20 protein-coding genes are annotated in these 19,016 nt (G+C 65.0%); 8 read left to right on the forward strand and 12 right to left on the reverse strand.

Annotated features, from left to right (window positions below; genetic code table 11):
* Positions 1–20: 20 nt before the first annotated feature.
* A complete protein-coding gene (locus AC1DVS_RS03410; protein ID WP_478020257.1) occupies positions 21–1,349 on the reverse strand; it encodes an MATE family efflux transporter in 1,329 nt (442 codons plus the stop codon).
* A gap of 67 nt (positions 1,350–1,416) precedes the next feature.
* On the opposite strand from AC1DVS_RS03410, the gene AC1DVS_RS03415 reads away from it, so the two are divergent.
* Entirely contained in the window at positions 1,417–1,827 is a 411-nt protein-coding gene (locus tag AC1DVS_RS03415; RefSeq protein ID WP_478020259.1) for a DUF1801 domain-containing protein, read from the forward strand.
* Here the strand turns inward: AC1DVS_RS03415 and AC1DVS_RS03420 are convergent.
* The 4 genes from AC1DVS_RS03420 to rlmN form a co-directional block, all read right to left on the reverse strand.
* Positions 1,770–3,053, reverse strand: a complete 1,284-nt coding sequence (locus AC1DVS_RS03420) for a class I SAM-dependent methyltransferase (protein WP_478020261.1) — start codon at positions 3,051–3,053, stop codon at positions 1,770–1,772. The genes AC1DVS_RS03415 and AC1DVS_RS03420 overlap by 58 nt on opposite strands.
* A gap of 299 nt (positions 3,054–3,352) precedes the next feature.
* Positions 3,353–4,114, reverse strand: coding sequence for a molybdopterin-dependent oxidoreductase (locus AC1DVS_RS03425; protein ID WP_478020263.1), 762 nt, complete (start codon positions 4,112–4,114; stop codon positions 3,353–3,355).
* Complete coding sequence (locus AC1DVS_RS03430; RefSeq protein ID WP_478020265.1) at positions 4,111–4,866, reverse strand: cytochrome b/b6 domain-containing protein; 756 nt, start codon at positions 4,864–4,866, stop codon at positions 4,111–4,113. Before AC1DVS_RS03430 ends, AC1DVS_RS03425 begins: the two co-directional genes overlap by 4 nt.
* A 124-nt stretch (positions 4,867–4,990) precedes the next feature.
* On the reverse strand, positions 4,991–6,175 hold the full coding sequence (gene rlmN / locus AC1DVS_RS03435; protein WP_478020267.1) for a dual-specificity RNA methyltransferase RlmN: 1,185 nt from the start codon (positions 6,173–6,175) through the stop codon (positions 4,991–4,993).
* Positions 6,176–6,395: 220 nt separating this feature from the next.
* On the opposite strand from rlmN, the gene AC1DVS_RS03440 reads away from it, so the two are divergent.
* Both AC1DVS_RS03440 and AC1DVS_RS03445 read left to right on the forward strand, forming a co-directional pair.
* The gene (locus AC1DVS_RS03440; RefSeq protein ID WP_478020269.1) at positions 6,396–6,878 is read left to right on the forward strand and encodes a hypothetical protein; all 483 of its coding nucleotides are present in this window, start codon (positions 6,396–6,398) and stop codon (positions 6,876–6,878) included.
* A complete protein-coding gene (locus AC1DVS_RS03445) occupies positions 6,875–7,351 on the forward strand; it encodes a hypothetical protein (protein ID WP_478020271.1) in 477 nt (158 codons plus the stop codon). Before AC1DVS_RS03440 ends, AC1DVS_RS03445 begins: the two co-directional genes overlap by 4 nt.
* Before the next feature lie 32 nt (positions 7,352–7,383).
* Here the strand turns inward: AC1DVS_RS03445 and AC1DVS_RS03450 are convergent, their stop codons facing one another.
* The 4 genes from AC1DVS_RS03450 to AC1DVS_RS03465 all read right to left on the reverse strand — a co-directional run bounded on the left by AC1DVS_RS03450 (position 7,384) and on the right by AC1DVS_RS03465 (position 12,359).
* Positions 7,384–8,310, reverse strand: a complete 927-nt coding sequence (locus tag AC1DVS_RS03450; protein ID WP_478020273.1) for an alpha/beta fold hydrolase — start codon at positions 8,308–8,310, stop codon at positions 7,384–7,386.
* A gap of 227 nt (positions 8,311–8,537) precedes the next feature.
* On the reverse strand, positions 8,538–10,679 hold the full coding sequence (locus AC1DVS_RS03455) for a TonB-dependent receptor (protein WP_478020275.1): 2,142 nt from the start codon (positions 10,677–10,679) through the stop codon (positions 8,538–8,540).
* A 100-nt stretch (positions 10,680–10,779) separates the two neighbouring features.
* Complete coding sequence (locus tag AC1DVS_RS03460; RefSeq protein ID WP_478020277.1) at positions 10,780–11,199, reverse strand: DUF2946 family protein; 420 nt, start codon at positions 11,197–11,199, stop codon at positions 10,780–10,782.
* Positions 11,200–11,345: 146 nt separating this feature from the next.
* A complete protein-coding gene (locus AC1DVS_RS03465) occupies positions 11,346–12,359 on the reverse strand; it encodes an NAD-dependent epimerase/dehydratase family protein (RefSeq protein ID WP_478020279.1) in 1,014 nt (337 codons plus the stop codon).
* 89 nt (positions 12,360–12,448) lie between these two features.
* On the opposite strand from AC1DVS_RS03465, the gene AC1DVS_RS03470 reads away from it, so the two are divergent.
* Positions 12,449–13,390, forward strand: a complete 942-nt coding sequence (locus AC1DVS_RS03470; protein WP_478020280.1) for a LysR family transcriptional regulator — start codon at positions 12,449–12,451, stop codon at positions 13,388–13,390.
* On the opposite strand, the gene AC1DVS_RS03475 is transcribed toward AC1DVS_RS03470, so the two are convergent.
* Entirely contained in the window at positions 13,327–13,803 is a 477-nt protein-coding gene (locus tag AC1DVS_RS03475; RefSeq protein ID WP_478020281.1) for a hypothetical protein, read from the reverse strand. The genes AC1DVS_RS03470 and AC1DVS_RS03475 overlap by 64 nt on opposite strands.
* Positions 13,800–14,429 carry a histidine phosphatase family protein gene (locus AC1DVS_RS03480; RefSeq protein WP_478020283.1) on the reverse strand — a complete coding sequence of 210 codons (630 nt, stop codon included), beginning with the start codon at positions 14,427–14,429 and terminating at the stop codon, positions 13,800–13,802. Before AC1DVS_RS03480 ends, AC1DVS_RS03475 begins: the two co-directional genes overlap by 4 nt.
* Positions 14,430–14,592: 163 nt before the next feature.
* Here AC1DVS_RS03480 and AC1DVS_RS03485 point away from each other — a divergent pair, with 163 nt between their 5' ends.
* The 4 genes from AC1DVS_RS03485 (at position 14,593) to AC1DVS_RS03500 (ending at position 18,237) form a co-directional block, all read left to right on the forward strand.
* Entirely contained in the window at positions 14,593–15,252 is a 660-nt protein-coding gene (locus AC1DVS_RS03485; protein WP_478020285.1) for an outer membrane protein, read from the forward strand.
* 144 nt (positions 15,253–15,396) lie between these two features.
* Positions 15,397–16,509, forward strand: coding sequence for a DNA polymerase III subunit beta (gene dnaN, locus AC1DVS_RS03490; RefSeq protein ID WP_478020287.1), 1,113 nt, complete (start codon positions 15,397–15,399; stop codon positions 16,507–16,509).
* Complete coding sequence (locus AC1DVS_RS03495) at positions 16,506–17,396, forward strand: alpha/beta fold hydrolase (RefSeq protein WP_478020289.1); 891 nt, start codon at positions 16,506–16,508, stop codon at positions 17,394–17,396. The genes dnaN and AC1DVS_RS03495 overlap by 4 nt, the downstream gene beginning before the upstream one ends.
* 52 nt (positions 17,397–17,448) lie before the next feature.
* Positions 17,449–18,237 (forward strand): Coq4 family protein, encoded by a 789-nt coding sequence (locus AC1DVS_RS03500; protein ID WP_478020291.1) that lies wholly within the window; start codon positions 17,449–17,451, stop codon positions 18,235–18,237.
* A gap of 6 nt (positions 18,238–18,243) precedes the next feature.
* Here AC1DVS_RS03500 and AC1DVS_RS03505 read toward each other — a convergent pair whose 3' ends face one another.
* On the reverse strand, positions 18,244–18,969 hold the full coding sequence (locus tag AC1DVS_RS03505; protein WP_478020293.1) for a hypothetical protein: 726 nt from the start codon (positions 18,967–18,969) through the stop codon (positions 18,244–18,246).
* Positions 18,970–19,016 lie beyond the last annotated feature (47 nt).

The raw sequence follows: 19,016 nt of genomic DNA on the forward strand, positions 1-19,016 counted from the left end.
CTTGGAAATCGGCCCGCGCTCTAGGGGGCAGGCGCCGGTTCCGCAACCTCGATGGTCCGGAGCAGTCCCGGCAGGTACGCGCCGAGCGCGCCGGCGCGGTAGAGATAGCTCGCCATCAGCGCCCACCAGATCCCGCTCGCACCGAACGGCCGGAGCGCGAGATCGGTCGCGATATAGAGGCTGGTCGCGACGATCGCCGCGTTGCGCAGCGCCTTGCCGCGGGTCGCGCCGATGAAGATGCCGTCGAGCAGCCACGCCGGCACGCCGATCGCGGGGATGATCGCGGCGAAGGGGAGCAATGCCATCGCCTGGGCACGGACTCCCGGATTGCTTGCGAAAAAGGCGATGAGCGGGGCGCCGGCTACGAAGAACAGCAGGGCGAAACCAATGCCGGCCAGCAGCGAGAATTCGCCCGTCAGCCGGATAGCGCGGGTCACTGCCTGCCGCGATTGCGCGCCGATCGCCTGGCCGACGCGCGATTCGGCAGTGAAGGCGAAGCCGTCGAGCACAAAGGCGGAGACGCTGACGAACTGCATCAGCACATGGTTGGCGGCCAGTGCCGTCGCGCCGAGCCGCGCGCCGGCATTGGTGAACCAGACGAACATCAGCAAGAGCGCAATCGTCCGGACCATGATGTCCGCGTTGACCGCGAACAGTCGCTTGAGCGCCCCGTCTCCGAACAATGTCGGTGAAAATATCCGCCGCCATGCGATCCCGCGCCCGGCGATGATCAGGCCTACCGCAAGCGAGATCCATTCGGCCGATGCAGTGCCCAGCCCGACCCCGCGCGCACCCATATGGAAATGCCAGACGAACAACAGGTCGAAGCCGATATTGACGAGGTTCATCACGATCTGCAGCGCGAGCGCGGCACGCGTCCGCCCGAGGCCGAGCAGCCAGCCATTGATCGCGAAGATGGAAAGGCTGGCCGGCGCACCGAAAAAGCGCGCGCTCACATAGCCGCGCGCGGCATCGTCCATCGCCCCGCCGCCCGCCAGCGTATGAAGAGCGAGCGGGATCAACAGGAGCTGCAGCGCAAACAGGATGGCGCCCAGCAGGACCCCGGCGATCACCCCGCGCAGCAGCATCGCCTCGACTTCGGAGGCATCGCCTGCGCCCTCGGCCTGCGCCGTCATCCCGGTCATCCCCATGCGCAGGAAGCCAAAGGTCCAGAAGACGAGGTTGATGACGGTCGTGCCAAGCGCCACACCGGCCAAAGCGGCGGCATCGCCTGTGCGGCCGATGATCGCTGTATCGACCAGCCCGACCAGCGGCACGGTCGTCTGGCCGAGCATGATCGGCCATGCCTGGGCGAAGATCGATCGACGGGTGAGCAGGGCGGGAGCCATCGGGGCGGACTAGGCGGCGAGGCGGCGCCGCGCTAGCCTAGCGTGATTGCGAACCAGGAGAACTCGCATGGCCGAAAACAAGACCCAGGCGACAGAGGCGAGCGTCGAAGCGTTTCTGGCGAAGGTCGAGCCCGAGCAGCGCCGCGAAGACGGGCGCGCGGTCGCCGAGATGATGGCGCGGATCACCGGCGAGCCGGCGACGATGTGGGGTCCTTCGATCATCGGCTTCGGCACCCGTCATTATCGCTACGAGAGCGGGCGTGAGGGCGATATCTGCCGGATCGGCTTTTCACCGCGTAAAGCGCAGCTCGTGTTCTATGTCGGTGCCGGCTCGGGGCGGCTCGACCCGTTGCTGGCGAAGCTCGGCAAGCATTCGACCGGCAAGGGCTGCCTCTACATCAAGAAGCTGGCCGATGTGGATCAGGCCATGCTCGAGGCGTTGATCGCCAAGGCATGGTCTGATGAACCGGGGGCCTGATCCTCCCGCAGCGCGCGCTCGCCCTCGAACATATAGTCGCGCGTGATCGGCAAGACGTGACGGTTCTTGGCGAACTGGAGCTGATAATTGACCATCCCGCCATAGCGGAACGCAGCGGCCGCGCCGGCCAGATAGAAAGTCCACATCCGGTAGAAGGGCTCATCATAGAGCGCGACGATCGCGTCCCGCGCGGCGACGGTGCGGTCGTACCAATGGTCGAGCGTATAGGCATAATGGAGGCGCAGCACCTCGACATCGGTAAGGAAGAAGCGAAGCCCTTCGTTGGCGCGGACGATCTCGGAGAGGGCCGGGTTGTAGCCGCCGGGGAAGATGTATTTCGCAGTCCAGTCGTCAGTGACGCCGGGGCCGCCGGCGCGCCCGATGGTGTGGAGCAGCATGACACCGTCCTCGGTCAGCAGGTTGCGGCACTGGCGCAGGAAGGTGCGATAGAAGGGCGGGCCGACATGCTCGAACATGCCGACCGAGACGATGCGGTCGAACGTGCCGGTCACGTGGCGATAGTCGATCAGCTCGAACTTCACCTTGTCCGAGACGCCAGCTTCCTCCGCCCGGCGCCTGGCGACCTTGATCTGCTCCTCGGAAAGGGTGATGCCGAGCACCTCGGCGCCAGTCTTCTCATGCAAATAGAGCGCGAGGCCGCCCCAGCCGCAGCCGATGTCGAGCACGGTCATGCCCGGCTTCAACGCAAGCTTGGCGGCGATATGCGCTTTCTTGTCGCTCTGCGCCTCTTCCAGGCTGTTGGCGGGATCAGTGAAATAGGCGCAGCTGTACTGACGGTCTGAATCGAGGAAGAGATCGTAGAGCCGGTCGCTCAGGTCGTAGTGATGCGCGACATTCTTCTTCGATCGGCGCGCCATGTTGATCCGGCCGATCCGCCGGGTGACCGCGGCAACCATCCGCCGTGGGCGGCTTGCATAGAGCGCGTCAGTGCCGCCCTCCCAAATATCATTCGCGGTCATCAGCGTGACAAGGCCGCGGATATCGTCGTCATCGACCGTCATCCGGTCCTGCATATAGGCCTCGCCCGCACCCAGGCTCGGATTGCGGACGATGAACCCGGTCGCGCCGTGATCAGTGAAGCGGATGGTGACGTTCGGAAAGGCCGGATCCGGCTTCCCGAAGGTGACGACCGTGCCGTTGGCATGGTGGACGGTGAGCTGGCCGCGCTTGACCCTGGCGGCGAGGAATCGATCGATTAGAGCCATATTGGCGGGAATTAGGGTCTAAACTTTCTCCCCGCAATGGTCGTGATCGCCTGGAGAAGGGCGCTGGCAAGGAAGGTTGCGCAGTCGCGGGCTGGTAGCCCGCGCAAGCAGCGTGACGCCGCCAGCGCCCTTCTCCAGGCGACCGCTTCGCGGCGGGCGGCTTTTGGCGCAAGGCGGCGCCGCGCGCCAAGGGACTCTGGGGTCACGATGACAAAGCATCGCTCCCTCCTTGCTCCTACCCTTGCGCCAAAATCCGCTCCGTCCCGACCGTTGCGGGGAGGAAGTTTAGACCCTCACGATCAGATGCCGGCATACCAGTCGTAATCGACATTATCCTCCCAATAGCCGCCTTTTCCCTTGCCGATTCCGTCCAACGACGCGACCGCATTAATCTGCATTATATATTTGGCGTGCTTGTAGCCGAGCTGGCGCTCGATCCGGAGGCGAATCGGGGCGCCATGTCCGACGCTCAGCGCCGAATCATTCATCGCCCAGGCAAGGATGGTCTGTGGGTGGAACGCATCGACCAAGTCGATTGATTCATAATAGGGCTTGCTGTGATAGAGATCGGCACAGGTGAAGACGATGTAGCGCGCCTTGTCGCTGACGCCGGCCGCCTTCAGGATCGTACCGAGCATCGGCCCATGCCATTTGCCGATCGCGCTCCACCCTTCGACGCAATCATGCCGGGTGATCTGAGTCCGCGCCGGCATCTGACGGAGCTGCGCCATCGAGATCGAGAGCGGCCTCGCGACCAGCCCGCCGACGCCGAGCCGCCAATGCGCGAACTTGTCGGCGACCATCGCATTATAGTCGGGCGTTGCCGGGTCATGCGTGCCGTTGACCCGGAAGATGGGTGACATCTGGTCCGGCCGGAATTCGGGCGCAAGCGCATTGCGGTTCATCAGCGCGCGTTGCAGCCCGAGATTGAGCTTGTCGCCCGAAAGCAGGATTTTGCGGAAGCCCGGATTGGCCGCGACCTTGTCGCAGCCCGAGAGCAGAGCGCCCGCGCCAAGTGCCGCCGAAGTGACGAGCGCGCGGCGGGTGATCAGGCCGGTCATGCTTTGTCTCCCGGTATCGTCCAGCGGCCTGTTATCATCGACCGGATCTCGTTCAGCGGGCCAGCCAGCATCACGAGCAGGAGATGGACGATGGTGAAGGCAACCAGCGCGGCGGCGGCGATGAAATGGATCGACCGTGCCGAGGATCGCCCGCCAAAGATGTCGAGCAGCCATGGCCAGGCCGCGTTCATGCCCGGTGACAAGGTCAGCCCGGTCAGGATCATCACCGGGATCAGGATGAAGATGACGAGGACATAGGAGAGCTTCTGGAAGATGTTGAACGCTGCCGGATTGGCGGGGTCATGGAAGCGGAAGGCGAGATGCTCCTTCAGGTCATGGAGCAGGTTCCGCGGCTTGAGCTCCCCGGCCCGCACCCGCAGGTCGCGCTGGAAGTGGCGGTTGATCAGGCTCGCGATCATGAAGAGCAACAGGCCGAAGCCGAGCACCAGCGCGAACAGCAGATGCCAGCGCCGCGCGAGCGCGAGATTATAGCTCCCAGGGATCGTGACCCAGCCCGGCCAGCGCGGCAGGCTCAGCCAGGGATGATCGAAATTCGCGCCATAATTGCCCCAATAGAGATGCGGGTGCGCGTTGGAGATCATCAGGCCGCTGCCGATCATGATGAAGATCGTGATCGCGTTGATCCAGTGCCACAGACGCGTCACGACACGGTGACGATAGATCACCGATCCGCCATGCGGCGGCGCGTTTGGGGCGGGTGGGATATCCGCAATTGTGGCCGGCTCGTTCATMGATGCGCTCCTGAGCATGGCCTACTGCCTTGAGCGGCATTGGTGAACCATAATTGCCCGGAACGATACGGAAGCGGTACGAAAGCGAGACGGCAGAGCACCGCCTCCCCCGTGTCGGGCACGGTCAGCCCAGCGCGGCGAGCTTCTCTTCGGCCTGGCGGTCGAGCTCCGCACGGCTCTTCTTTTCGGACGCCGTCTTGAGCTGACCGCAGGCGGCATCGATGTCGCGGCCGCGCGGGGTGCGCACCGGCGCCGAGATGCCGGCTTCGAAGATGATGCTCGAAAAGCTGCGGATCCGCTCCGGGGTCGAGCATTCATAGGGCGCGCCCGGCCAGGGATTGAACGGGATCAGATTGACCTTGGCGGGCAGGCGGTAATGGCGGATCAGCCGGACCAGCTCATGCGCATCCGCGTCGCTGTCATTCTTGTCGCGGAGCATGACATATTCGAAAGTGATGCGCCGCGCATTGTTCGCGCCCGGATAATCGGCACAGGCCTGGAGCAGTTCCTCGATGCCGTATTTGCGGTTGATCGGGACGATCTCGTCGCGAACTTCCTTGGTGACGGCATGCAGCGAAACGGCGAGGTTCACCCCGATCTCGGCCCCGGCGCGCGCCATCATCGGCACCACCCCCGAGGTGGAGAGCGTGATGCGGCGCTTCGACAGCGCAAGCCCGTCGCCGTCCATGATCAGCTTCAGTGCATCGCGCACCGCATCGAAATTATAGAGCGGCTCGCCCATGCCCATCATTACGATGTTGGTGAGCATGCGGCCTTCAGGCTGGCTCGGCCATTCGCCAAGGCCGTCGCGCGCCAGCATCACCTGGCCGACGATCTCGCCCGCGGTCAGGTTGCGGACGAGGCGCATCGTGCCGGTGTGGCAGAAGCGGCAATTGAGCGTGCAGCCGACCTGGCTCGACACGCACAGCGTGCCCCGGTCTGCATCTGGGATGAAGACCATCTCGTAGTCCTGCGCATCGGGCGAGCGCAGCAGCCATTTGCGCGTGCCGTCAGTCGAGACCTGCGCCTCGATCACTTCAGGCCGGCCGATCACGAAGCGCTCGGCGAACCAGGGATGCTGGCTCTTCGAGATATCGGTCATCGCGGTAAACTCGGTCGCACCACGATTATACATCCAGTGCCAGAGCTGTTTCGCGCGGAGCTTGGCCTGTTTCGGCTCCATGCCCGCCTCTTCGAGCGCGGCGCGGATCGCCTCGCGCGGCAGGCCGATCAGGTCGATGCGGCCATCGGCACGCAACGTCGGCGCGCGGGGCACGGGCACGGGATCGATGTGCCCGGGAATGGGCATGGAATGCGTCGGGGTATCAAGCATGGCGGCGCACATAGGCTATTTCTGCGGCTTTTTCCACTGCGCGACCGGAGTCCGGCTTGTCGTCACGCGCCGCGAGTGAATCGGTATACGCGCAGGGATGCGTGGCCAAGGTAACCTCGATCAGTCATTTGGCAGGGAACTGTCGGGAAAGGCGTCGGTTTTTTGCTGTCCAGGCACATGGCGACGGAGGGCCTATATGGCTTCGACTGCAATAGATCCGCGAGCAGGGCCGGAGGCGAACCGCGGCGGCGGTGGTGCGGCCGGACTCATCGATCAGGCGAAGGGCCAGCCAAGCAGGCTCGCCGATCAGGGCATAGCAAAGGCCAATCAACTGGCCGAAGGACTGAAAGACGACGCCACCCGGCAGCTCGATGCAGCTGTCGAGGTGATCCGGGAGTTCGCGAACGGAGCAGGCGCCGAATTCGGCAGCGTGGTCGGGAACGCGATCAACCGCGGCGGCGATGCGGTCGAGGGGCTCGCACAGGGCCTGCGACGCAACAGCGTCGGCGATATGGTCGAGGAAACGCGGTCGATCATCACCCGGCATCCGGGCGTTGCAATTGGCGTGGCCTCGGTACTCGGCTTCGTCGGGGGCCGCATTGCGAAAGGCGGGCTCGGCCAGCGAGGCGGAGTATCTCGCACCTATCCGGCCAACGCGAACATCGAGGTGGCAGCATGAGCGCGAAGACTGCGAAGCAAGGCTTGCACCAGCCGTACAGCACAGGTGGGTTTGGTGACGATAGCGGCGGTGGAACCTCGAGCCGAGGGAGGCGCCAGCAAGCGGCGGCGGCGTTTCGCGCGGTCAGTGACCGTTTGAGCGATGTGGCGCAGGCGGGCGCTCAACAGGTCAAAGCCAATCCGTTCGCGGCTGTGGCCGGCGCCGCGGCGGTCAGTGCGGGCGTTGCTCTGTTGCTGCCTTCGAGCCGCCGGGAGGCGCAAATGATGGGTGAGGTTGCCGGCAAGCTGAGCGACGTCGCCCGCGACGCTGCGGACACCGCAGTCGAGGCGGCCCGCAACCAGGTCGAGACACTGGCGCAGGGCGCTCTGGCCAGTGTCGGTGGTGCGGTCGTCCAGGCTGTCGTGTCAGGTGACGGTGCCGAGGGAAATGCCCAGCCGGAAGCGAGTGCGCAAAATCAGGAGCGGCAGACGTAAGAGGGCCCTGACGAACGCGGCCTGGCCCGGCATCAGGCGCCGCCTGCGCGCCCCTTGATCCATTCCGCGACCTGATCGGGGGCGGTGACCGGAATCATGTGGCCGCCCGGGATCAGCGTCAATTCGACCCGCGGGAATTCGCGAGCAATCTTCGCGCCGTGGGTTTCGGGATCAAGAATTGCGTCCTCATGGCCATAGAGGATCGCGACCGGCACCGAGAGCTGCCCGTAGCGCGCTGCGAGCGCCGCCATGTCGTTACGGGTGGCGGCGAGGTCGGTCGAGGCGGCGTGGAAGGCGCCGGGACGGAGCGTCAGCGTGCCGCCGCCCCTGGTGCCGAAATCGGCTGGCGCCGGCTCGGGCGCGAACACGGCTTCAGTGCCCTTGCTGCCGGAGAGCAGCCCCAGCGGCGTCGCCATCGTCCAGGCGACCGCGCGGCGGACTGCGGGTGAACCGATCGAGATCGCCTTGAATGCTGGGGGCACTGTGTCCTGCGGCTGGGTAAGGGGCGCGAGCAAGGCGAGACCGCTGACCTTGTCGGGATGATCGAGCGCCAGCGCCAGCGCGACCGCGCCACCCAGCGAATGACCGACGACCAGCGGGTGATCGAGCCCGAGCGCGTCGATCAGCCCGGCGATCAGTTTCGCCTGCGCCGGAATTGCAGCCGAGGGCGCGGCGGCCGAATAGCCCGAGCCTGGCCGGTCGACGAGGATGACACGGTGATCAGCGACCAGATGATCAGTGAGCGCGTAGCTGAAATTGCGCAGCTGCCCGCAAAGGCCGTGGATCATCACGATCGCCGGGCCCTGGCCATGATCGGTATAATGGAGGCGGACGCCGTTAATGGTGACGAAAAGGCCATCGGCGGGGACATCGCGCTCGATGCGACGAGCGGCGACGCGAGAGAAGATAGCAAGACCGGCGATCGAGGCGGCTGTGCCTGCAAGCAGGGCCGGGATCATTGGGTGGAGCGCTCATCGATAGCGATGCCGCACTGTCCGATCGCCATATAATTCTCCCCACATTCGCGGTGAATCCGACAGAAGCCGCGACCAGCTCAGGCGAGACCCGCGAGCGCAGGAGTGAACCACCACCTGACGATCGGCAAGAAATTACACGATGTCGGTGCCGCCGTTGGGGGATCGCAGGCAGCCGCCGCGGGAACGATCCGCGGCGGCAGCCCGTCGCTTCAGAACGTCTTGCGAATGCCCGCGAAGAACCCGCGCCGCGCGCCATATTGCGGCGCGCCGACCCCGACGCCTGAGCCGTCGCGGATCAGATAGCTCTTGTCGAAGATATTGGTGACATCGAAGCGAATCGACACGCCCTTCAGCACGCCCGGCCCATCGAGATTCTGCGCCACCCCGAAATTCGCGGTGAAATAGGAGGGCAGCTTCCCGCCATTCGGGACGATGCCGGCGGGATCATCGGCGCGAAGCCCGTCGCCATAGAGGAAGTCCGCGGTCGGGATAAGCGAGCCGATCCCGTCCTTGATCGTGATGCTGGCCCCGCCGGAAGCGGTCCAGCGCTGCGAATGGTCCGTGAAGATGCTGTGCGTGCGGATATAATCCAGCTCATCAGACGCGAAGAAATATTGGCTCGAGATGATGTTCTTGGCTTTCTCCTGCCCGCGCGCGACATTGGCATAAAGGTCGATGTTGCGATGCGTGTAGTTGGCGCTGAGCTCGACGCCCCAGGCATAGCCCTTGGCGTAGTTGAAGGGGGAGAGCACCAGCGATGGGCCGAACTGGCCCTCATCGAGCAGATTGCGCTTGATCTTGTAATAGGCATCGAGGCCGATCTTGAAGCCAGGTGCGATCTGCTGCTCCACGCCGCCATCTAAATAATGCTCGCGTTCGGCGCGCACCGGACCAGCGGTGGTGATCTCAGTCTCCTTGGTCGTGCCGGCGAACAAGGCGAGCGTCGGCGCGGCGATCAGCTCCTGCGGCGGTGGCGTGAAGTTGCGCGCATAGCCAAGATGGAAGGTCGTGCCCGTGGCGGGTTTCCACACCATGTTGACGCGCGGGCTGAGCTGCTGCTCCCTGGTATAGGCACGCACCACATCGAAACGCGCGCCATAATTGAGCGTCAGCGTCGGGGTCAGCGACCATTCGTCCTGGAGATAAACGCCGTACAGCTGACCGTTTCGCCCGCCGCTATCGGTGATCGACAGCGGGATATCGGAGGTCTGGTCGCCATTCGCATCGATCGTGAAAACACGCGAGGTCACGCTCGAACGAGTCCGCTCATTCTGGAAGAACACGCCGAAGCGCAGCGTATGGCTGTCGGAGAGCTTGTAGCTGCCATCGGCCTGTATTCCGGCAGCCAGGCTCGACAGCCGTGCATTGTCGGCCACCCCGCCCAGGATTAGATCGCCACCCTTTGGGTCGGGCGTGAAGCGCGTCTGCGAATAGCGGACGAACGGCGCGACCTGGAAGTTCAGCGCGTCGCCGGCATATTGCCAGGAGAGCACGCCATAATGGGTGATTTCGCGCTGATTCTGGTCGAGCCTGGCTGAATCGAAAGCCGAATTGCCGTTCAGCACCCAGTTCATCCCATTCGGGCCGGCCCCACCCTGGCCTGGATTGTTCGGAATCTGGAAATAGCCGATCGATGTGCCGCCGAACGCGGTGAGGCGGCTCGTGCTCGAGACGATATCGGAGAGATAGGCGAACGCCCGATATTGGCGCGTGTGGTCGTGGATGGCGTCGCGCGACGCGGTCGGGTTTTCGACCCCCAGATCATTCTCCAGATAGCTGCCCGAGACGAAATAATTGAGGTCACCGCTCGAGCCATGCACGCTTGCGTTCGGCTGCAATGTCCCATGGCTGCCGCCATAGAAACCGAGGTCGCCGCCATTCTCGAAGGCGCCGGCCTGAGTCTTGAGGTTGATCACGCCCGAGGTGCGATAGCCATATTGCGCCGGCAAGGTGCCGGTCAGCATGTCGACCGAATCAGCGATATGCGGATCGAAGGTCGCGCCAAAACCCGAGATGCTCTCCGGCACGATCACGCCGTTGAGGCGATATTGCAGATTGCCATGCTCGTTGCGGACATGGATCGACCCATAGGAATCGAGCGTGACGCCGGGGGCCTGCAGCAGCACCTGAGTCAGGCCGCGATCGACGCCGCCCGGCTGATTCTCGAGGATCTTGCGATCGATATGATAGTCGCTCGCGCCGAGCGACGGCAGGATGTCGTCGCGCGCGGTATCGAGCTTCGACGCCGTCACGACGATGTCGCCGGCCCCGCCGCCCGGCGCGTCCTGTGCGGCGGCAGCGGAGGAAATCAGGGCGGCACTCGCCGCGCTGAGCAGGAACAGATAACGCATTTTGGGTAACTCCGGAGAACCTTGGCACCGGATTCGCAGCGAACAAATCCGATGAGAGGCGAGGGGGCGCCGATTCGCGCCTTGCCCCGCAACGATGTTTTCAGGCCTGGAGTTGGTACGGCGGCGCGCGGCTCTGCCAGGCGTGCGAGCGCTGGCGGAGTGTCGGCGAGAGCGCCGGTGTCGCGGTGCGCCAGAGATCGACTGGTACGGGCGGCTGGAGCGCGACCGCCGCCGGCGAGAGATAGGATCCGGCGTGCGCGACTTCCTGGCAGATCGGGCAGGTGGCCGGCAGGTCGGACGGAGCCTCCCCGGCCTTCAGCCGAGTCGGCGCGCTCGCGCTATCGGAAATCGCCGCCGCATAGACGCCTGGATTGGCATGGACATGGGTCTGGGTAACGAAGCTCTGCCACAGGATGGCGAGCAGCATGGCAAAGACAATGGCGAACCGGCGTGCGCGCAAAAGGAGCTCGGCCGCCTCGGCGCACCCTCCCTTCACACTCAGCTGATCGCGTCCCGTCATGTCTTCAGTCCGAATCCCAGCGGCTGTCACCGCGACATGTGCCTCCTATGTTGCAATGTTACATAGATCAATCCGTCATCGGACGAATGGCAGACCGGGCAGAGCGGTGATACGACGAGCCGCTCCAGCCGGTCGACCGCCCGTGCTCATCCGGCCCAGCCGGGACGAGCGCCTCTTTCCGGCATCGCCCGTGCAGGCCTCTGACGTGAGCGATCGCCCCCCAGGCAACCCAGTGCCTCGAGCGTCGCCGCCATTGCGATAGTCAGCGGCGTATGCGGCTCCTCGCCCAGCAATGCGACAAGCGCGCTGTTGTCGAGCCGGACCGGGTGCTGCCAGTAAGTTCGCATCTCGATCATCTCGCGCATCGTCTGGCTGAAGGGAGCGATCAGCGGCAGCAGAGCCCAGGGCACGCTACGCGTCTTGAGGTCGGGCCTGCCCGTCGCGGCGCGGATCGCGTCCACGATGTGCGTGCCGTCGCCGTCCCAGACGCCCCGGAAATGATAGCGCGCGAAAGCGGGAAGCGCCGCGTCGCGGTCGAGCAGCCGCGCGAACGTCTCGCCGACATCGGGCAGATAGGCCCAGCTATGGCCGACCCGGCGCTTGCCGGGATAGACGATCGATCGTACCGGCTTGCCCGGCGTCACCATGCCCTGCGACAGCCAGCCATTGCCCGGGCGGGGCCCGAAGTAATCGCCCGCCCGCAGGATCACCGCGCGCATGCCGCGCTCGCAGGCCTGTTCGATCCGCCTTTCCATCTCGACACGGATCGCGCCCTTTCTCGTATTCGGATGCTGCGCCGAGCCTTCCGAGATGATCGGATCATGGCGCGGATCATAATTATAGATCGTCCCCGGCAGAGCCAGTCTCGCGCCCACCGCTTCAGCTGCGGCGATGCTGTTGTCGAGCATCGGCAGCACGACCTTCTCCCAGTCGCGATAGCCCGGCGGGTTCACCGCATGCACGATCGCCGACACGCCCTGGCCGGCGCGAAGCACGGCATCGCGATCGAGCGCGTCGCCAGTCACCCATTCAATCCCGTCGGTGCTGGTACGATGCGTGCGCGTCAGGCCTCGCACCGACCAGCCATGTGCGATGAGCGCCCTTGCGGTTTCGCCGCCGACGCCGCCGGTCGCGCCCAGTATCAAAGCCGTTCTGTCCATGATCGCCTCCAGTGTTTGCCGGGCCGATATGGCGGCGTGCCGCGTAGAATAAAATTGTCAAGATATGGGAGGCAGCCTATACAAAAGTGATGATCATCGACGAAACCGACTGGGAGCGCCACCGCGCCTTTCTCGCCGTGATGAACGAGGGCAGCCTTTCCGCGGCCGCGCGGGCGCTCAGCGTCGCCCAGCCGACGGTGCGGCGCCGGATCGCGGATCTCGAGGCGTCGCTCGGCGTGGTCTTGTTCACGCGGACCCCCGCCGGTCTCGATCCGACCGAGACCGCCCATGCACTGGCCGGCCATGCCGAGGCGATGGCGCATGCCGCAGCCGCCTTTGCGCGCACCGCGTCAGCCGAAGCAGGCGAAGTGGCCGGCGTGGTCCGCGTCACCGCGAGCGAGGTGATCGCGCTCGAGGTGCTGCCCTCAATCCTCGCGACACTCCAGGCCAGCCATCCCGGCCTCGTGATCATCCTGTCGCCGACCAACCGCAACGAGGATGTGCTGCGCCGCGAAGCCGATATCGCGGTCCGCATGGCACGCCCCACGCAGGAGGGTCTCGTTGCCCGCATGATCGGCGTCGTGGCGCTCGGGCTTCATGCCCGGCGCGATCTCCTCGATCGCCACGGCATGCCCGAGACTATTGCCGATGTCCGCCGCTACGGCGTGATCGGTCCCGAACATGACAATGAGATATTGCGCTCGCTCCGATTTGGCGGAGTCCAGGTCCAGCCGACCGATTTCAGCTTCCGAAGCGACAGCGACGTCGCCCAGCTTGCCGCGCTGCGCGCTGGCGCCGGGATCGGCGTGTGCCAGATTCCCCTCGCCGCGCGCGATCCATCGCTGGTGCGGCTATTGCCCGACCTGTTCGAATATCCGCTCGAAACCTGGATGGTCACGCACGAGGATCTGCGCGGCGTCGCGCGAATCCGGGCGGTCTTCGATCATCTGGCCGAGGGGCTGACCGATTATCTCCGCGCGCAACCCAGCGTCGCTGCGTCAATGGCGGTGGCGGCGCCGCGCAAGGGGTAGATATCCGCAAAGGGCTGGCCGCCCTTGCCGAGCGTCTCGACGCTCATGCTGCGGCTGGATCGGATCGCTGCCACGATCGCGGCGTCGGTGCGTGCGTCGGGCGCCCATGCATCGGCATTGCCCGCGACCAGCTCGAAGCGCCGCTCGCCGACCGAGAGCGTCACCCGCGCACGAGGATCGCGGTCGCGGCTGAGCCGGATATGGAGCTGGTTGCGCGCGCCCTGGCCGGGCCAGGTGGCGACGCTCGCAAACGGCCGCCAGCCCGATGCACGGCCGGATCGCGGCTGGGCAATGGCGTAACAGCGTCGCGGCGAGGCATCGGTAAAGGCGCCCCAATTGTCGAAAATGCCAAGCGAATCGCGCGCCGCGGCTGGCGCTGCGGCGAGCAGTAACAGGATGAGCACGCGCTTCATGCCGGCGCATCGCCCTGGCCAAGATACACCAAAGTCTCGACCCCACCCTCGATCATCACCAGCGATCCCTGCGGCAGCCCTGGCGCAATCGGCGCCGCAAAGCGCGGCTCGACGTCGGCGCCGGTCATCACCCCGCGCAGCACCCGGCTGGAAATGCCGTGCATCACGATCAGCCGGTCGCCCGGATCGTCATCGGTCTCGGCGAGCCAACCCGAAACCCGCGCTGCGATCTCGTCATACCATTCGCCGCCCGGCGCCCGCTGGGCGAACAGCCCGGTGCGCGGATCGAGGATCGGCCCGTCGCCCTTCACCTCGGCATAATAAAGCCCGCCCCATTCACCCATCCCGATCTCGACGAGCCTGGGGTCGGTTGCGGCACCATGCCAGTCGATCCCGACATGCTCGGCGATCACCGCGAGCGTTTGCAGCGCCCGTCCGGTCGGAGAGGCCCATAGCGCCAAAGGCGGTTTCGCGCCGAGCAGACGGCGCAGCGCCTCGCCCATTTCATCGGCCTGGGCGAAGCCGGCGCGGGTCAGCGGCGTATGCGGATGGTCGCCCTGCAACCGTCTGGCGGCATTGAACACCGTTTCGCCGTGACGGGCGATGAAGTCCCGACCCAACCTCATCTTGCCGCGTTCACTGCCTTGGAAGCCATGAGCCGGCTTTCAACCCCGTGTGGCGCAAAAGCAACGTTTTTCCTCGTTGTCTGAGGTTCATGAAACCTCTGCCCCCGCCACCTATTTGACCCATCCCGGCCAGGTACCCGCCGGGGTTTCAATGGAGTATGTTATGCGTACGCTTGTTCTCACTGCCCTCGCGGCGACCGCGACCGCAGCTTTTGCCGCCCCCGCTTTCGCGCAGGACGAGCCGACCACCTTCACTGGTCCGCGCGTCGGCGTGATCCTCGGCTATGACCAGATCCAGCCCGGCAGCGGCCCGAATTCGGATATCGGCAGCGATCGCAGGGCCCAGGGCCTGACCTATGGCGGCGACATCGGCTATGACGCAGCGATCGGCAACAGCCTGGTGATCGGCGCCGAGGGCGAAGTCACCGGTTCGACCGGCAAGGTCACCAATCCCGCCACTGCCTCGGCACTCGGCTATGGCCGGGTCAAGGCAGGCCGCGATCTCTATATCGGCGGCCGCGTCGGCGTCCGCGCGGCCCCGAACACGCTGATCTACGCCAAGGGCGGTTACACCAACCAGCGCCTTGACCTGACCGCGAGCAACGGCACGACCGAAACCGGCGCGCACTATAATCTCGACGGCTACCGCCTCGGCGCCGGCCTCGAGCAGGCGATCGGCGGCAAGGCCTATGCGAAGATCGAATATCGCTACTCGAACTATGGTGATGCCCGTCTGGAATATCCGAACGGCGCGAACACCAACAATTTCGATGTCGATACCGATCGCCATCAGGTCGTCGCAGGCGTTGGCATCCGATTCTGAACCACATGCCTCTTAAAAGGCCCAAAACAAGGGGCTGGGGCGCTTGCTCCAGCCCCTTTTATCGTTAAGGAAAGGAGACGGCGAATTGCCCCCGGCTGAACGCTCGGAGGGAAAGTGAATGGGCGGCGGCCCGGGGGATACACGATGAAGGCCACGATCGAACGCGCGACTCTGTTGAAGGGCCTCAGCCACGTCCAGTCTGTGGTCGAGCGCCGCAATACGATTCCGATCCTCTCCAACGTCCTGCTGGAAGCCACCGCCGAGGGCGGGTTGAAGCTGATGGCGACCGATCTCGATCTTCAGATCAACGAGACGATCGCCGCCGCGGTCGATCAGCCCGGCGCCACCACCGTCTCGGCCCACACCCTGTTCGACATCGCGCGGAAACTGCCGGAAGGCAGCCAGGTTTCGCTCGCCGCCGCTGACGGCAAGATGACGATCATGGCCGGCCGCGCGAAGTTCCAGCTCGGCACGCTGCCGCGCGACGATTTCCCGGTGATCGCTGAAGGCGAACTGCCCGTCGCGTTCGAACTGCCCGCCGAGACGCTGAAGCAGATCATCGACAAGACCCGATTCGCGATCTCGACCGAAGAGACGCGCTATTATCTGAACGGCATCTTCTGGCACGTGTCGGACGATCCGCTGCCGGTGCTGAAGGCGGCCGCGACTGACGGCCACCGCCTCGCCCGCGTCACGATGCCGCGCCCCGACGGCGCCGAGAAAATGCCGGACGTGATCATCCCGCGGAAGTGCATCGCTGAGCTGCGCAAGCTGCTCGAGGAGATTGACGGTTCGGTCGGCGTATCGCTGTCGCCGACCAAGATCCGTTTCGATCTCGGGCAGGCGCTGCTGACCTCGAAGCTGATCGACGGCACCTTCCCCGATTACAGCCGCGTCATCCCGACCGGCAACGACAAGATCCTCAAGATCGATCCGCGCAGCTTCGAAGAGGGCGTCGACCGCGTCTCGACCATCGCGACCGAGAAGACCCGCGCGGTGAAGATGGCGCTCGACCGCGACAAGATCATCCTCTCCGTGACGAGCCCGGAAAATGGCACGGCGGCGGAAGAAGTGCCCGGCGATTATGCCGCGATGCCCTTCGAGATCGGCTTCAACAGCCGCTATCTGCTCGACATTCTCGGCCAGCTCGATGGCGACACGATCGAGGTCCATCTGGCGGACGCCGCCGCGCCAACCCTGATTCGCGAGAATGACAAATCCTCGGCGCTTTATGTATTGATGCCGATGCGAGTGTGACGGCCCGGCGCTTCCGGCGCTGGTCGTTCCTCTTCGCCGTCCTGATTGTCGTCGGGTTGGCTGTCAGCTGGCTGCTTGGCTCGGCGATGACGCGGCCCACTCCGTCCCATGTCGCCCGCGCCACGGCGCCGGCCCGCGATATCCGACTCCGCACCGCTGACGGCCTGACCGTCACGGCAAGCTATTGGCCGGGTGCGAGCCCGAATGCGCCGGCGGTCTTGCTGCTCCACGGCAATGGCGCCTCGCGCGCCGCAATGGCGCCGACCGCCGCCTGGGTCGCGCGCCAGGGCTATGCAGCGCTGACCATCGATTTCCGCGGACATGGCGAATCGACCCCGGCGCAGCACAGCTTCGGCTTGGGTGAATCGCGGGATGCGACGGCTGCGCTCGGCTGGCTTAAGCGCCAGCAGCATGGCGCGCCGGTGGCGGTGCTCGGCAGCTCGCTTGGCGGGGCGGCGGCCTTGCTCGGCGACCATGGGCCAGTGCCGGCCGATGCGCTGATATTGATCGCGGTCTATCCGGACATCCGCCATGCGATCCGCAACCGCATCGGCGTCCAGCTCGGATCATGGCCCGCGATGCTGCTCGAGCCCTTGCTCAGTTACCAATCGCCATTCCGCTTCGGCGTCTGGCCAGACGCCCTGTCGCCGATCGATGCGCTGCGGCGATATCCGGGCCCGGTGCTGGTGATCGGCGGCGACCACGACCGCTACACGCCGCCGGTTGAGACGCGGGCGTTGTTCAACGCCGCGCCGGGGCCCAGGCAAATCCTGTGGATTGCGGGGGCCGACCACTCGGCCGCCTCAGGCATGTCATCCGACGCTTGTCGCGACAAGCTGCGCCTTTTTCTCGCCCAAACGATCGGTGGCCGCCAGGCGCCGGGTTGACGGGCGCCGCGCCGATACTTATTGACACTCTTGTCAGTAAGGATTCGCGTCAATGGCCAAGCTTCCTCCTTTTCCCGGCACGACCGGCCGCCGCGACTGGCGCACCGCGTTCGACGCGATCCGCAAGCTGCTCGCCAATGGCGACGACACCACCCAGGTGTTCCGCATCATGCGCGCGCTGAACGTCGGCAATGCGCCGATGAACTATGCCAGGTTCATCGCCACCCCCGACGGCGGTCGGATGGCTTATGAGCGGGTCGAGCTTGCGAAGCGTCTCTCCGACACATCCTATGTCGCTCAGTTCGCGCCCGGCACGGTCGGCGCCGCCTATCGTCATTTCCTCGAGACGACCGGCTATTCGGCCGATGGTCTTGCCGAGATCAGCAAGGTCAATAGCGAGGAGGAGATGCTCCACCCCTATGCCTGGTTCGGGCGGCGGGTACGCGACACGCATGATATCTGGCACGTCCTGACCGGCTACAAGGCGGACGAAAGCCTTGGTGAAGCGGCTCTGGTCGCGTTCAGCTATGCCCAGGTCGGCGGGCTCGGCTGGGCCTTTATCGGCGGCGCGGCTGCGCTCAAGAGCCTCGGCGTCACCGGCAATACGCTGTTCGCGCGCGCGGTTTGGGAAGGCTATCGCAACGGCCGCAAGGCGAAATGGATCTCCGGCGAGGATTATGAAAAGCTGCTCCACGAGCCGATCGACGCTGCGCGTGCCCGGCTCGGCATCGTAACCCCGGTCGCCTATCTGCGTGCTCAGCGCGAACTGGGCCCGCAAATGGCCTCCTATCTGAGCGCACCCAAGGCTAAGAATTCAGCGCCGGAGCGGCTCGCCGCCTGAGGGATCCTAGAATGTGCTGGCGAACTTCTGCTTCACCTCCTGATCGGAAAGGATCTTGGCCGGTACGGTGAAATCCGTGTCGGGAAGCCTGGCCTTGTCGAGGCTGACGAGTTCGAGTGGGGTGAAGAAGAAGCCCGGGGGCATTTTCTCGTAGAGAGACCGCAGCACGGTTCCCTTCGCTTCGATCGGCGCCATTTGTCGCGTCAGTTCGGTGTTGAAAGGATCAAGCGCGCACAGGCTGTTCAGTCGCAACATCTGTCGAAGCGCCGCTCCGACTGGGGCGAGCTTGGCGTCGTCACTGACGACCAGCCGCACCTTTCCACCATTCTTGTCGCTGAACGTCCATACGGCGCCGGCATGGCCCGCCACCGTTTCCGTCCCGGCTGCGCTTGCCTGATAGGGACCGTCAACCGGCGGCTTCGGGCCGTAGCCCAATGGCGTCCGTCGTTTGACTTCGCTCTCGCAAGCCGCAACGAGCGAATCGATCGGAACGCCGATCCAGTGGCCATTGTCGCGAAATAGCCTGAAGGCCTTTCCGCTATGGCCGACCAGGGCGATCGGCCTTCCTGTAACCTCGGCGCGGAAGTCTCCGTTGGGGCGCGTCTTCACGACGATCGATGTGTTCATTGCCTCGACGCGGTACCGCGCGACCATATCCCCGGGCGCGGCGGAGCATCCCGCCATCAGTCCGGTCGCCGACAATGCCGTCACGATGGCCATTATGTGCTTCATACATCCCCTCTCATGCCGTCAGCGGGCTCCGGCACCAGCACATTGAG

The sequence above is a fragment of the Sphingomonas sp. P3_C5 genome (assembly GCF_056402635.1).